The organism is Jidongwangia harbinensis (assembly GCF_020216025.1).
Taxonomy (GTDB): Bacteria; Actinomycetota; Actinomycetes; order Mycobacteriales; family Micromonosporaceae; genus Actinoplanes; species Actinoplanes harbinensis.
In genome coordinates this window covers 79,895-93,637 of the sequence record NZ_JAIWNC010000039.1, presented here as the reverse complement: position 1 = coordinate 93,637, position 13,743 = coordinate 79,895, and the positions used below count along the sequence as shown (strand labels likewise).

The window sequence follows — 13,743 nt, the reverse complement described above, 5'->3', positions numbered from 1 at the left end:
TGCCGCCGACCCAGTTGTTGGTGCTCCTGCTCCACTGGCTGGTGTAGCGGCCGTTCTCGCGCAGCGTCATGCTGGCGTCGCCGCTGTCCTTCCAGAACGAGAAGTAGAACCCGTTGTGGGTACCGGTGGCGTTCGAGGAGAGCTGGCGGTCGGCTTCCGCGTGCGCGTTGGGGGCGGCGATAAGCGTGCCGCCGACGGCCAACACTGCGGCGCACGAGGCGCCGAGGAGCAGCCGCATGCGGCCGCGCCTCTTCGATTTGGTGGGGATTTCGTTCATCTAGTTGCTTCCTCCTCGTGACAGCTGGCGGGGGCCAGCAGCGCGGTACGACCCGGAGGGCTTGCCGGCGACCGGGTGGCGCCGTCGGCATCGGTTTCGCACCAAGCGGGGGTGATGTGGCCGGTCGTCATGCACGACCGGAGGAGTGGGTCGCGGTGGCTGACTCGACGGTCATTGAGCCCCGTCGATGGCGACGATATTGGCCTCGCCCGCGACTTGTCAACAACTTTCAGAAACGTTCCGGAAACATGGTCGCGGCCCCGTAACCTGCGACGACAGGCATTCGGCCTGGCCAGTGGTCATATTGGGCGGATCGGTACCCGCGGTAATTACATCGGTACGTCGGCGGGCGACCAGCAGTATGAACGGGCCTCTCCGAAACTTCCGGAGAGGCCCGCCTCAGCCTGGGTTGGCGAAGTCCTGGGTCCACCACGGACCGCCGTCGGCGTCGCGGGCCACGCCCACCCCGACCTCCCGGAGTCCACAGTTCACGATGTTCGCGCGGTGGCCGGGGCTCTCCATGAAGCCGATGAGGTCGTAGCCCGCGTCGTGCCGCCCGTACATGGCGATCTCGGGCGTGGCGAAGATGCCCGACGTGGCGTTCTCGGCGGCGGCCGACCAGACGTAGCCGGCGGCGGTGAACCGGTCACCGAAGTTCGGCTCGCCGGGGAACTGGTGGGTCAGTTCGTTGCGTTCCGCCATCAGCCTCGAGTGTCCGCGAGCCGCCGCGGTGAGAGCCTCGTTCCGCGCGATCGGCCGGCATCCGGCCTTGGCCCGCTCGACGTTGATCAGCTCGATCATCCGGTTCTCCATCCCGGCGTCGCCCCCGGCCTCCGGCGCCTTCGGGCGCTCCGGCTCCACCACCCTCGGCTGCGGCTCCTCGACCTTCGGCTGCGGGACCTCCGCCTTCGGCGGCGGCACCTCCTGCCGGCGTTGCTGGACCGGCCGCTGCGGCTGCGGATCGCCCGCCGCGGGCACCGGACCGGGTACGCCCGGCCGCGATCCACCCGCGTCCCGGTAGACCTTGCCCGCCGCGGTCGGCGTCGCGTCCTTGCGGTACAGGCCGTACGCCTCGGACTCCTGCATCGCCGGCAGCGCCGCGTACGCGTAGCGTTCGACGTACGGCGCCGCCTCCAGACTCCGGGTGGCCGCGGTGAGGAACGCGGTGAGCTGCTCCGCGGTCGGGAGACGCGGCTCGCCGGCGAAGTCGGTCAGCCCGAACTGGGTGACCCAGACCGGCAGGTCGTACCGCTGGTGGACCTTTTCCACGTAGCTCATCAGATGACCCGCGGCGGCGTCGCCGAAGTCCGAGCCGAACCAGTGCACGGTGATGAAGTCGACCCGCAGATTCTTCTTCCGGGCGCCGGTCAGAAAGCGGTCCAGCCAGCCGCCGGGGGTGTCGGCACCGGAGGCGACCCCCGGACTGCCCAGCCGCAGACCCGTCGCCTCGAGACGCGGCCACAACTCCAGCGCCTTCTCGACGGTCAGGTTGGCCTGGTCCGCCCGGTCCGGCTCGTGGAAGCCGAGCAGAGCGGTGCCGGACTTCTTGGCGGACTCCAATTCGGTGTCGGTGACCGAACCCGGTCCCCAGATCGTGGGTACGAACTCGGCCTGCGCCGGAACATCGGCGTTGCTGGCGGACCAGTCGTGGTACCAGCCGGCCCGGACGTCCCGGATGCTGTCCGCCACCCGCGGGAAGTTCCAGGTGCTCACGCCCTTCTTCGGGGCGGCCAGCCCGGCGACCGACGCCGGCGCGATCCACGCCTGGGCCGGGCGGTCCGCACACGTCCGGACCTGCAGCGGCGTGCCCTTGCCGGTACCGCCGTGCGCGTCCAGGCACTTACCGGTGCCGGCGTTGATCAGCCGTCCGTTGGTGACCCACCACCGTTGCCCGTCGCTGTCGTCGCAGGCGGACAGCCGCACGGCCGCGCCCTCCCCGGCGGACCCGTCCGCGACGGCGAGGCACTTGCCGAGGGCACGGACCGGTCCCTGCTGCCCCTCGAACGTCCAGCGCTGCGCGCCCGTACCGTTGCAGGTCCAGAGCTGCACCGGCGTGCCGTCGGCGTCCTTCCCCCACCGCACGTCGACGCACCGGTCGGCGACGCCGACGATGGCGGCGTCGTTGCCGGCCCCGCCCGGGCTGGCCCCCGCGTCGGGTACGGCGGCCAGGCCCGCCGCGATCACCGCGACCATCGGCGCCAGTACGGCGATGCCGCGGGCCACCCGGTTCCGGCGCAGTTGCTGCCAGGTCGTCAAGGACGCCTCCGTCTCGCAGAAGCCACGCCCCGAAACGGTGGGCATGGTCTGCGGCAACAACGGGCGGCAGCCCGCGGCGGTTCACCGATGGTTGACTGTGCGGACCGACAACCGCGTGAACGACAGGCGAGGAAACCGTGGCGACACCAGAGTCACCCAGCACCGCTCGTATGATCGACTACTGGCTGGGCGGGGACCAGCACCATCCGGTGGACGTCCAGGCGGCGCGGGCGTTCGAATCGGCGTACGGGCCGTGTGCCGCCATCTTCCGCTCGCTGCGCGCCTTCTCCGGCCGGGCGGTGCGGCACCTCGCGGCCGGCGGCGTCGACCAGTTCCTGGTGTTCGGCGCCGGGGTGCCCGCGCAGGGCAACGTGCACCAGGCCGCCCCCGGTGCGCGGGTGCTGTACACCGATGTGGACCCGCAGGTCGCGGCGGTCGGCCGCACACTGCTGGCCGGGCTGGAGCACGTCGACTACGTCGTCGGCGACGCCACCGACCTGGAGTCGATCGACCGCGCCGCGCTCGACCGGATCCTGCCGGAGCGTGCGGTCCGGCCGGTCGGGCTGGTGTTCCTGGGGCTCGCCGCGTTCCTTGACGATCCGGCACTGGCCAAGGCGCTGGACGCGATGTACGACGCGGTGCCCGCCGGCAGCATGCTCGCCTTCGACTTCGACAGCACCGAACTCGCCGGCCACCCGCAGGCGCTGGCGATGATGGGCCCGGCGTTCCACATGCGCGAGCCGGCCGCGTTCGGCGCCCTGCTCGGTCGCTGGACACCCACCGCCGACGGCATCGTGCCGGTGGCCCGGTGGCGGCCGGACGGTCCGCCGGAGCAGGTACCGGACGCCTTCTGGGGTGGACTCGCCACCCGGGAGTGACCGGCCGGTGAGCGGCTAGGAACCGGCCGGACGGTCGCCCACGATCTTCGCCACCGAGCCGTGCGCCGCCTCCACGGTGTACCGGCGGCCGGAGTCCGCCAGCTTGTCCGCGGCCGCCTGCACCAGGTCGATGCCCAGCACGTCGGCCAGGCGCACCAGATAGATGGTCACGTCGCCGATCTCGGCCCGGACCCGTGGTCCGAGGTCGGCGTCCGTCATCACCGCGGCGGACTGTTCCGGAGTGAGCCACTGGAACTCGGCCAGGAGTTCACCGACCTCCCCGGCCAGCGCCATGGCCAGGTTCTTCGGCGTGTGGAACTGCTCCCAGTCACGTTCCCGCGCGAAGTCCCGGACGTGCTCGGTCAGCTCTGTGATGGAGGACAACGGCGGTCTACCTACCTGACTGGGTCGAGACGGCGTGCATCGTCGACATGGTAGATCGCGGTCAGCCGTCCAGGCCGTGCACCGCAACCGTCCGCACCCCGAGGCCGGTGCCGGTTTCCCGGTTCACGACGCCGAGCCGTCCCCGGTCTCGTAGGCGACCGGCGGGAGACCGTCGATGACGGCCTTGCTCCGCTCCTCGAGCAGCCGGTACTCGGCCTCGCAGGCGATCGCCAGAGCCTGCTCGGCGTGGCGGAGCGCCCGGTCCCGGTCGCCGAGGCACCCGTCCTCGTTGGCGAGGCCGATCAGCGCGTCCGCCTCGGTGAACCGGTCCCCGGTGCTGCGGGTCAGATCGAGCGCGTCGCGGTGGTGCCCGGCCGCCTCCCGGTGCCGGCCGGCGCGGTGGGCGAGGACGCCGAGCGTGTTCCGGACCTCCGCCTCGATCCGGCGTTCGCCGAGTTCGCAGGCCAGTTCCAGGGCGGCGCCGCCGAGCCGCGCGGCCTCGTCGTCGGCTCCACGCTCGGACCGTACCGCGGCCAGCACCCGCAGGCAGAACGCCTCGTTGCTGCGGTCGCCCAGCTCGCGGAAGAGCGGCAGCGAGGTGGTCAGGTGCTCCGCCGCCTCGTCGAAGCGGCCCTGGGCGTGCCGTACCTCGCCCAGGTCGCCGAGCACCGTGGCCTCGCCGAGCAGCGACCCGATCCGCCGGTTGATGGCCAGCGCGGTGGTGCAGCACTCGGCGGCGTCCGCCAGCCGTCCCCACTGCAGGTAGGCGCGGGCCAGCGCGTCGAGGGTGACCGCCTCGCCGTGGTGCCAGCCGTTGGCACGGCACAGTTTCAGGCCCCGGTCGAGGTATTCGACGGCGGGCCGCAGCCGGCCCGCGTCCCGGTGGATCACGCCCAGGTTGGCGATGGCGGCGGTCTCGCACTGCACCCAGCCGGTCTGTTCCGCGAAGGTCAGCGCGGCCGTGTACCGCTCGATGGCCGGTTCGGGCCGGCCCTGCCGGAAGTGTGAATCGCCGAGGCTCAGCTGCGCCGCGGCCTGCGCGCTCAGGTCGCCCTCCGCCTCCGCGGCGGCCAGCGCGGCGAGCGTGGCGATCTGCCAGTCGACCGTGTGCATGCCCAGCCAGAAGTAGCCGCGCAGCGCGTCGGCCAGCAGCCAGGCCCGGGACCGCGGGCCGTGCTCGGCGGCGTGCCGGATCGCGGCGATCAGGTTGCCGCGTTCGTGGTCCAGCCAGGCGAGCGCGGCCGCCTCGTCGGCCATGACGGTCGGGACCGGCACGTCGACGGCGGGCATCGGCAGGCGCATGGAGTGCCGGTACAGCGTGCGGGCCGCGCGGTCGGCACTGTGCAGGTACCAGTCGTACAGCCGGCGCAGCGCCGCGTCCCGGTCGGCCGCGGTGTCCTCCGTCCGGGCCCGGTCCGCCGCATAGTGTCGCAGCAGGTCGTGACAGGTGTACCGGCCCATCGTGGCGTGGTTGACCAGGTGCGCGGTGACCAGCCGGTCCAGTTGGCGGCGGGCCTGCGCGGTGCTGGTCCCGGCCAGGGCCGCGGCCGCGTCCACCGTGACGTCCGGCCCGGGCACCAGGCCCAGCAGCCGGAACAGCCGCAACGAGTCGGGATCCAGCGTGCGGCAGGACAGGTCGAAGGCACGGCGTACCCCGGTCTGTTCGTCGCCGTCGATCTCCAGTTCGGTCAGGCGGTCACCGGTGCGCAGCGCGGCGACGTAGTCGGCGATGCTCGGCCACGGGTGACCGAGCAGGTTCGCGGCGGCCACCCGCAACGCCAGCGGCAGGTGGGAACAGATCCGGGCCAGCTCCGCGGTCGCCGCCGGCTCGGCCGCCACCCGGTCCGCCCCGAGCACCGCGCTCAGCAGGGCGTGCGCCTCGTCCGGGCGGAGCACGTCCAGGGTCAGGCTGTCGGCGCCGTCGCGGGCCAGCAGCCCGGTCAGCCGGTCCCGGCTGGTGACCAGCACCAGGCAGCCGGAACTGGCCGGCAGCAGCGGGCGGACCTGGTCGGCGTTGGCCGCGTTGTCCAGAACCACCAGCATCCGCCGGCCGGCCAGCAGCGAGCGGTACCGGCCGGCCGCGGTCTGCACGTCGGACGGGATGCGTTCGGCCGGTTCGCCCAGCGAGCGCAGCAGATGCGCGAGCGCCTCCACCGGCCGTACCGGTGGTGCGTCGACCGCGAAGCCGCGGAGGTTGACGTACAGCTGGCCGTCCGGGAACCGGTCCCGGGACCGGTGTCCCCAGTGCACCGCCAGGGTGGTCTTCCCGACGCCGGCCATGCCCGCGATGGCGGAGATGACCACCGCGTTCGGCGCCTCACCGGCGCGTTCCGGCACCAGCTCGTCCAGCCGGCGCAGATGGTCGGCCCGGCCGGTGAAGCCGGGTACGTCCGACGGCAGCTGCGCGGGCACCGCCGGGGTGCCGGCGTCGTCCGTCTCGGGAACCACCGGCGCCTCGGACCACGAGTCGACCGCCGGGTCGTTGCGCAGGATCGCGGTGTGCAACTGCCGCAGCGACGTGCCCGGGCCGAGCCCCAGCTCGTCGGCGAGGTGGGTCCGCAGCCGGTCGTAGGCGGCGAGGGCCTCCGGCTGCCGGCCCGACCGGTGCAGGGCCAGCATGAGCTGACCGACCAGGCGTTCCCGGAACGGATGCGCCGCGACCAGCTCGCCCAGCTCACCCACCAGCTCGCGGTGCTTACCCAGGCCCAGTTCCAGATCGAGGCAGTCCTCGACGGCGGTGAGCCGCTGTTCCTCCAGGCGGACCGCGGCGGTCTCCACCGCCCGGCCGGACAGCCCCAGCAGGAACGGCCCGCGCCACAGCCGCAGTGCGGACCGGAGCCGGCCGGCCGCCGCCGCGGGCTGGTCCCGGCGGGCCAGGTCGGCCGCCTCGGCCACCATGTCCGCGAAGACCTGCGCGTCCAGTTCCCCCGGTCCGGGCCGGATCCGGTAGCCGGCGCCGTCGGTGACGATGGTGTCGCCGGCCAGCATCCGCCGTAGGGCGGAGATGTCGTTCTGGATCTGCCGCCGGGCGGTGGCCGGCGGCGTGTCGTCCCAGACCGCGTCGACCAGGTAGTCCATCGGCACGAGCTGGCCGGCGTTGGCCAGCAATACACCGAGGACCGTACGCCGGCGCCCGGTCAGGACGACTGCGCGATCGCCGTTGATCACTGTGAGCGGCCCCAGGACGAGAAACTTCACGCTGCCTCCCCGGGTCGGGGTAACGATACCGGTCGATCCGTGGGTGGGTGGACCGGCCACCCGGTGGAGACGCGGCCGGTACGGGTGGCGTCCGGGCGCGGAGCGCGCCGCAACCCCGCACGCGTGTGCCCGGGGCGGTGGCGTGTGGTGAGTGGGGACCGAATCTAGGCGGGCCGGTCGAGGAGCAGGTCGGCGGCGCGGCGGAGCACCTGGGCCCGGGTCCGGTCGCCGTGGTCGGCGGCGAGGAAGTGCTCGCCGATCGCCACACAGAACGCGAGCAGGCTGCGCGCCTCGATCTCGTCGGGGTCGGTGCAGAACGTGCCGATCATCTGGCGCAGCAGGGCCATCCGGCGGTTGTCCACCCGGCGCAGGCGCTCGGCGACCGTCCCGTCACGCCGGGCCCAGTCGCGGACCGCGAGGTCGATCGGCAGCAGGCGGTCGTTGGAGAAGGTGAGTGCGCCGGCCCGCGCGATCTTGGTCTTCGGGTCGCCGCCCTCCCGTTCCACCTGATCGAGCACCTGGTCGGTGCTCTCCCGTTCCCAGGCGTCGAGCATCGCGGTGAGCAGCGCGTCCCGGTCGGCGAAGGAGCCGTAGAACCCGCCCTTGGTGACGCCGAGCCGCTTCGCCAGCACCTCCACCCGGACGGCGTCCGGGCCGCCGGCGGCCAGCGCCTGCAGCCCCTCCTCGATCCACCGTTCCCGCGTGGTGCGCGTTGCCGCCACGATCGCCCCCGCCTCGTCTATACGCCACCGTATAAAAGGTCTAACCTGCATTTGTACGGTAGCGTATAGCTGATTGGAGCACCTGATGACGACCCGCCACGTCTCGGAGTCCGTCCGTGCCCTGGGCTCGTTCCCGGATGCCGACTACGCCGACGAGTTCAGCCGGGACACGCCGGTGGCCGGCACTCCGGAGCGGTGGGCCCGGGCGATGTTCGGCGACGTGCCCAGCGTCGCGGAGCTGGCGATCTGGCGCGGGCTGCTCCAGCTCCGCCTCAGTCCGGGACGGTCACCGACCACGGTGGCCGGGTGGCGCATCGGCGGACGCGGGGCCGACTGGATCCGCCTGGAGGCGGCGTCCTGGTTCCTGGCCGCCAACCTGCTGATCCACACGGGCGACCGGCGGGTGTCCCTTGTGACCCTGCTGCGGTACGACCACAGCGTCGGACACGTCGCCTGGCCGCCGCTGTCCGCCGTCCATCGCAGCCTGGTGCCCGGTGTCCTGCGCACGGCGGAGGCCCGGATGCGCGCCGACCGGTGAGCGGCCGGCGTCCTCAGCCGGCCGGCTGGAACAGCTCGATCAGGTTGCCGGCCGGGTCGGCGATCAGCACCTGGCGTCCGCCCGGCCCGGACACCGGCTCGCTGCGGAACGGTAGCCCGGCGCCGCGGAGCCGGTCGATCTCGGCGTCCAGGTCGCCGACGACCAGGTGGATGCGGTTGTGGCCCGGTCCGGCGGCGTCGGCGGGGGTGCTGCGGGCGCCGGAACTGGCCGGTCCGGACAGCAGCAGCCGCAGCGGGCCGCGGACCACGTCGGCGAAGGCCGGGGCGGCGCTGGTGTTCAGGCGGAAGCCGAGGTGCGTGGTGTAGAAGTCCACGGCGGCCGACACGTCGTCGACCAGGTAGCGGACGCTGGCGAGCTGGTCGGGCACGGTCATGGCGCGACCTCCTTCGATGTGGTGGTGGCAAGGACGGGCAGCAGGTGCCGGACCCGGGCGTCGATGTCGGCGGCGGTCCGGACGAAGGCGGCGTAACCGGGCCGGCCGGAGCCCGCGGCCGGGTCGGCGACACTCCAGTGCAGCGGGCGGGACCGGCCACCGAACTCCGGCCGGACCTCGCGCGCCTTGTCGCACAAGGTGATCACGTAGTCGAACCGGCGGCCGCTGAGCGAGTCCAGGTGCCGGGGCCGCTGGTCGGCGACGTCCAGCCCGTAGTCGTCCCGCAGCACCCGCACGGCGTGCGGGTGCAGGCTCGGCCGGGGGTGGCTGCCCGCGCTGGCCACCCGCGCGTGGCCGGCGGTGTAGCGGCGGAGCAGGGCCTCGGCGATCGGTGAGCGGGCGCTGTTGCCGGTGCACACGAACAGCACCGAGGAGCGGCCGAACCGGGCGGAGTGGATCGCCGGCGCCGGTGCGGCGAGGGCCGGGTGCAGCGCGGCGCCGGTGTCGGCCAGGGCCCGGGCGCAGCGCTCCAGATCGAGGCGGTAGTAGCTGTCGCGGCCGTCGAAGCTGCTGCGGTGCGCGGCGACCAGGCCGCCGGCCCGGAGCAGCCGCAGGTGATAGGAGAGCAGGTTCTGCGGCTGGCCGAGGTGCGCGACCAGCTCCCGGACGCGCAGGTCGCTGTGGGCGAGGGCGGCCAGCAACTGCCAGCGCAGCGGATGCCCGGCCAGGCGCACGAACGCCGGGGCGGCCGAAGTCGACGGGGACACGCCCCCGACAATACATCAAATTGGTTTGATGGAATAACGCGTTCCTGGCCGGTCCGCAGGCGCGGTACCTCACCGGGACGACGGTCAACGTCGACGGCGGATTCACCGTCCGAGGTGCGGTCAGAAGAGCGTCGACGGCTCCACCGGGAGCGGCGTGGGCAGCGCCTCCAGGTCCGGTACCCGGGCGCGAACCTCGTCGTGGAAGCGGCGGGCGAGCAGCGGCGCGTCCGCGTTGTCCGGGGTGTGCAGGAACATCGTCGGCGAGCGGCCCGCACGCAGCCACCCGGCGACCACCTCCACCCACGGCTGCCAGCCGGCGACCGTCCGCGCGGTGTCGTCGCGGCCGAGGTACCGGACGATCGGCCGGTCGGTCAGCGCCGCCGTGCGGAGCGCCACCCGCGGCTTCTTCGTCCACGCGTCGCGTTCCGCGTCGCTGGTCGGCGGGCTCCGGAAGAACGCGGTGGTGTCGAACGGCACCCACTCCGCGCCCGCCGCGGACAGCACGTCCTCCAGCGGCGCGGCCGCGTGGGGGTCGTCGAAGAACGCGGGGTGCCGCACCTCCACGGCGTACCGGTGGTCGGCCGGCAGCCGGCGCAGGAAACCGGCCAGGACCGGAACGTCGGCCGGCGCGAACGACCCGGGCAACTGGATCCAGAGCGCGTGCGCCCGCGGGCCGAGTGGTTCCATCGCCGCCAGGAACGCGCGGAGTTCCGCCTCGGCACCGGCGAGCCGGCGTTCATGCGTGATCGCCTTGGGCAGCTTGACCACGAACCGGAAGCCGGGATCGGTCTGCTGCGCCCAGGACGCCACGGTGTCCCGGGACGGCGTGGCGTAGAACGTGGTGTTGCCCTCGACCGCGGTGCACCAATCGGCGTACGCCCGCAGGCGCTCGGCTGCCGGCAGCGGATGCGGCAGGAACCGTCCCGCCCAGGCCTTGTGTGTCCACATCGCACACCCGACGTGCAGTCGCATCAGCGCCAGTTCCGGCGCAGCCAGCGGCGCACCAGCGGCGGCACCACCCAGGAGTAGACGCAGAACAGCAGCCACAGCACCGCCACCACGGCGGACAGCGCGGGCACGCCGGCCGCGCGCAGCCCGAAGATCGCGGCGACCGCGACCGCCCAGGTCTTCAGCGCGCCGAACCGCAGGATCGGCCGCAACGGCAGCATCAGCGGGTGCCGGGCGATCCGCAGATCCATCGCCGACTCGGCGAACGCCTGCTCGGTCGGCATCGCGGCGGCGGCCTGGCGGAAGCCCGCGTACGCCGGCCCGACCTGCCCGCGGACCGCGCTGGTGCTGCCCAGCAGCGCATGCGCGGCGGGATTCTCCGGGTACGCGGCGACGAACTCGCGACTGATCCGCTGGGCGGTGCGGTCGTCGCCACCGGCGTACGCCACCTGAATCCGGGTCGCGTACACCACCGGCGCGTCCGGTGCCACCGCGGCGGCCCGCGCGACCAGTTGCGCGGCCTTGTCCACCTGGCCGTTGGCGGCGCACACGTCGGCGTACGTGCAGAGCAGGTCGACGTCCTGGGGCGCCAGCGCCAGCCCGTCCAGCAGCGCCCGTTCGGCGACCTCGGAGCGGCCCAGCGCGTGCTCCGCCCGGCCGAGCTGGCGCAACAGGTCCGGGTCGGGACCGGCGGCGCCCAGGCCGGCGCGGGCCGCCTCGGCCACCTCGGGCCAGCGGTCCAGCTGAGCCAGCGCGGCGCACCGCAACTGGATGGCGACCAGGCCGACCGCCTCCGCGGCGGGCAGCGTGGCCAGTTCGCCCAGGGACTCCTCGGCGCGGCCGGCCAGCAGCAGCGCCTGGGCCCGGGCGAGGACCGGCGACGGACCGGTCATCGGACCAGGACCAGGATCAGGACGGCCTCCAGCGCGCCGCAACCGAGGAACGCCGCGAAGCCCGGGCCGACCAGGCGCGCCGGGTCGCCGCCGCGATAGCTGAAGGTCCGGAACGGCTTGCGCTGGAACGCGAGCACCACCAGCCACACCAGTACGCCGGCGATGGTGCCGGCGAGGCGTACCCCGGAGGCGCTGTCCACGGTCGCGCTCACCGCGAGCCGCGCGCCGAAGGCAACCAGCCCGGCCGCGGCGATCGCCAGCAGCTGGGGGCGCGGCAGGGCCAGCCGGCGGCCGTTGAGGACGCCCAGCGTGGCGGCGGCCAGCGGGCCGCCGAAGAAGGCCGGATACAGGATCGACTCGGGCCGCCAGGGCGGTTTGCCGGGCGGGGGCTGCTCCCGGATCGTCGGGCTGAACAGCTCGTCCTGCATCGGGTCCCCGTTCTGTTGATGATGCGCGGCGCCGGCACAGCATAATGGCCCTCCATGAGCAACCCGCTGATCGACAGCTTGATCGCCGCCGTCCAGGCCAGCCCGGACGACCTGCCGCTGCGCCGGCACCTGGCCGAGCTGCTCATCGGGGCCGGCCGGGGTGCGGAGGCGGTCACCCACCTGGCCGTCGCACTGCAGCACGATCCGGCGCACGGCGAGACCCAGGCGCTGATGAGCCGGGCCCTCGGCGCCCCGGCCCCGGCTGCTCCCGGCCCCCCGGAACCCGATTTCCCGCAGAACGCGCCGGCCGAGGGGAAGGCGCCGGCGAACGGCCTGGACTGGCGGGCCTACGAGCAGGAGTTCGCCGAGTCCGTGCCGCCGCGGTTCGCCCGGTCCGACGACGAGCCCGACCCGGTCACCGGCGATCAGGACCGGATCGTCGACGTGGAGTCCTCGTCGGTGCGGCTGGCCGACGTGGGCGGCATGGCGGACGTCAAGAAGCGGCTCGAGATGGCCTTCCTGGCCCCGATGCGCAACGACAAACTGCGCGCGCTGTACGGCAAGAGCCTGCGCGGCGGCCTGCTGCTGTACGGCCCGCCCGGATGCGGCAAGACGTTCCTGGCCCGGGCGGTGGCCGGCGAGATGGGCGCCCGGTTCGCCACCGTGTCGCTGGTCGACGTGCTGAACATGTGGATCGGCCAGTCCGAGCAGAACCTGCACGAGATCTTCCAGACCGCCCGCCGCAACGCCCCGTGCGTGCTGTTCCTGGACGAGGTGGACGCGCTCGGCCACAAACGCAGTCAGCTGCAGTCGTCGGCGATGCGGACGCTCGGCAACCAACTGCTGGCCGAGCTGGACGGCATGGAGGGCGTCAACGACGGGGTGTTCGTGCTGGCCGCCACGAACGCGCCGTGGGACGTCGACCCGGCGCTGCGCCGGCCCGGCCGGCTGGACCGGACCGTGCTGGTGGTGCCGCCGGACGCCGCCGCGCGGCAGGCGATTCTCGAGGTGCACCTGCGGGACCGGCCGATCGCCGGGATCGACCTCAAGCGGCTGGCCGCCACCACCGAGCGGTTCTCCGGTGCGGACCTGGCCCACCTGTGCGAGACCGCGGCCGAGTACGCCATGCACGACTCGCTCACCACGGGCCACATCCGGATGATCGAACAGCGCGACTTCGAGGCCGCGCTGCGGGAGATCCAGCCGTCCACCGGGGCCTGGATGACCACCGCCCGCAACGTGGCGATGTTCGCCAACGGCGACGGGGCCTACAACGATCTGGCGAAGTATCTGAAGAAGAACAAGCTGCTCTGAGTCCCGGGCCGCGGGACGCCCGGAGGGGCGCCCCGCCGCGGAGCGGGTCAGCGCGCGAGCGCCTGGCCCTGCTTGTCGGTGAACTTGCCGACCAGGATCATGATGAGGTCGATCAGCGGCCAGATGCCGAAGAAGCCGCCGAGCGTGACGATCTGCAGGATGCCGGTGCCGACCTTGCCGACGTAGAAGCGGTGCACGCCGATCACGCCGAGGAAGAAGCACAGCAGCGCGGCGACGACCATCGACTTCTGGCCGGTCGTGGCGGTCATGGTCATGAAGGGTCCCTTCGAATACGGTGTGGTCTGCCCGAGCCCGCCGTCGAGGTGATCTTTCGGGCGGTCACAAGCTCGAAGAACGTACCGGAAAACAGCGGGTTCGGTAGTGATCCGAATGGACATCAGTTGTTGCCTCGGCGGGCCAGTGTTCCGCGAACAAGCGTCGACGTGGGCGAATGTGGCGCCGGGCGGTGGGGACCGGTTGACATTCTCGCGCAGAAGAGGAACGTGAGTCCGGGAGGCGACCGCCATGACCGACACACCTGGTGACTACCTCGACCACGAACCGCAGTCCGAACGCGGTCCGGTGGGCTCCCGCGACACCGGTGCGGACCGGCCGTCCGCCGGCCCGGTGGACCGGCCCGTCGGGAGCGCCGACGCGGAAGCCGACCCCGCCGCGCAGCCGGAAGCGCCACCGGACCCGGACACACCGATCCTCCGGCCCGGAGGCTGACCGGGCGGACCGGCCCA

General features: G+C 73.1%; 14 protein-coding genes and 1 pseudogene. 4 read left to right on the top strand and 11 right to left on the bottom strand.

The window, feature by feature from the left end; genetic code table 11:
- A pseudogene (locus LDL48_RS34890) lies at window positions 1–277 on the bottom strand (glycoside hydrolase family 11 protein); the annotation flags it as partial.
- 399 nt (window positions 278–676) lie between these two features.
- Entirely contained in the window at window positions 677–2,533 is a 1,857-nt protein-coding gene (locus LDL48_RS34885; RefSeq protein ID WP_225259408.1) for a glycosyl hydrolase, read from the bottom strand.
- A gap of 137 nt (window positions 2,534–2,670) precedes the next feature.
- Between LDL48_RS34885 and LDL48_RS34880 the strand changes: the two genes are divergently transcribed.
- Complete coding sequence (locus LDL48_RS34880; protein ID WP_225259407.1) at window positions 2,671–3,411, top strand: SAM-dependent methyltransferase; 741 nt, start codon at window positions 2,671–2,673, stop codon at window positions 3,409–3,411.
- 15 nt (window positions 3,412–3,426) lie between these two features.
- On the opposite strand, the gene LDL48_RS34875 is transcribed toward LDL48_RS34880, so the two are convergent.
- From LDL48_RS34875 to LDL48_RS34865, 3 genes are all read right to left on the bottom strand, one after another.
- On the bottom strand, window positions 3,427–3,786 hold the full coding sequence (locus LDL48_RS34875; RefSeq protein ID WP_225259412.1) for a nucleotide pyrophosphohydrolase: 360 nt from the start codon (window positions 3,784–3,786) through the stop codon (window positions 3,427–3,429).
- Between the two features lie 132 nt (window positions 3,787–3,918).
- Window positions 3,919–6,993, bottom strand: coding sequence for an AfsR/SARP family transcriptional regulator (locus LDL48_RS34870; RefSeq protein ID WP_225259406.1), 3,075 nt, complete (start codon window positions 6,991–6,993; stop codon window positions 3,919–3,921).
- Between the two features lie 164 nt (window positions 6,994–7,157).
- Window positions 7,158–7,715, bottom strand: coding sequence for a TetR/AcrR family transcriptional regulator (locus LDL48_RS34865; protein WP_225259405.1), 558 nt, complete (start codon window positions 7,713–7,715; stop codon window positions 7,158–7,160).
- Window positions 7,716–7,800: 85 nt separating this feature from the next.
- Between LDL48_RS34865 and LDL48_RS34860 the strand changes: the two genes are divergently transcribed.
- Window positions 7,801–8,253 (top strand): hypothetical protein, encoded by a 453-nt coding sequence (locus LDL48_RS34860; RefSeq protein ID WP_225259404.1) that lies wholly within the window; start codon window positions 7,801–7,803, stop codon window positions 8,251–8,253.
- Window positions 8,254–8,266: 13 nt separating this feature from the next.
- Here LDL48_RS34860 and LDL48_RS34855 read toward each other — a convergent pair whose 3' ends face one another.
- From LDL48_RS34855 to LDL48_RS34835, 5 genes are all read right to left on the bottom strand, one after another.
- Window positions 8,267–8,647, bottom strand: coding sequence for a VOC family protein (locus LDL48_RS34855; protein WP_225259403.1), 381 nt, complete (start codon window positions 8,645–8,647; stop codon window positions 8,267–8,269).
- Window positions 8,644–9,414, bottom strand: coding sequence for an arsenate reductase/protein-tyrosine-phosphatase family protein (locus LDL48_RS34850; RefSeq protein ID WP_225259402.1), 771 nt, complete (start codon window positions 9,412–9,414; stop codon window positions 8,644–8,646). The genes LDL48_RS34855 and LDL48_RS34850 overlap by 4 nt, the downstream gene beginning before the upstream one ends.
- A gap of 120 nt (window positions 9,415–9,534) precedes the next feature.
- Window positions 9,535–10,386 (bottom strand): DUF72 domain-containing protein, encoded by an 852-nt coding sequence (locus LDL48_RS34845; RefSeq protein WP_504786433.1) that lies wholly within the window; start codon window positions 10,384–10,386, stop codon window positions 9,535–9,537.
- On the bottom strand, window positions 10,386–11,255 hold the full coding sequence (locus tag LDL48_RS34840) for a tetratricopeptide repeat protein (RefSeq protein WP_225259400.1): 870 nt from the start codon (window positions 11,253–11,255) through the stop codon (window positions 10,386–10,388). Before LDL48_RS34840 ends, LDL48_RS34845 begins: the two co-directional genes overlap by 1 nt.
- Entirely contained in the window at window positions 11,252–11,683 is a 432-nt protein-coding gene (locus tag LDL48_RS34835; protein WP_225259399.1) for a hypothetical protein, read from the bottom strand. Before LDL48_RS34835 ends, LDL48_RS34840 begins: the two co-directional genes overlap by 4 nt.
- Before the next feature lie 54 nt (window positions 11,684–11,737).
- Between LDL48_RS34835 and LDL48_RS34830 the strand changes: the two genes are divergently transcribed.
- A complete protein-coding gene (locus LDL48_RS34830) occupies window positions 11,738–12,997 on the top strand; it encodes an AAA family ATPase (RefSeq protein ID WP_225259398.1) in 1,260 nt (419 codons plus the stop codon).
- A 47-nt stretch (window positions 12,998–13,044) separates the two neighbouring features.
- Here the strand turns inward: LDL48_RS34830 and LDL48_RS34825 are convergent, their stop codons facing one another.
- Entirely contained in the window at window positions 13,045–13,272 is a 228-nt protein-coding gene (locus LDL48_RS34825; RefSeq protein ID WP_225259397.1) for a TM2 domain-containing protein, read from the bottom strand.
- Between the two features lie 250 nt (window positions 13,273–13,522).
- Here LDL48_RS34825 and LDL48_RS34820 point away from each other — a divergent pair, with 250 nt between their 5' ends.
- On the top strand, window positions 13,523–13,726 hold the full coding sequence (locus tag LDL48_RS34820; RefSeq protein WP_225259396.1) for a hypothetical protein: 204 nt from the start codon (window positions 13,523–13,525) through the stop codon (window positions 13,724–13,726).
- The last annotated feature ends 17 nt before the right edge of the window (window positions 13,727–13,743 follow it).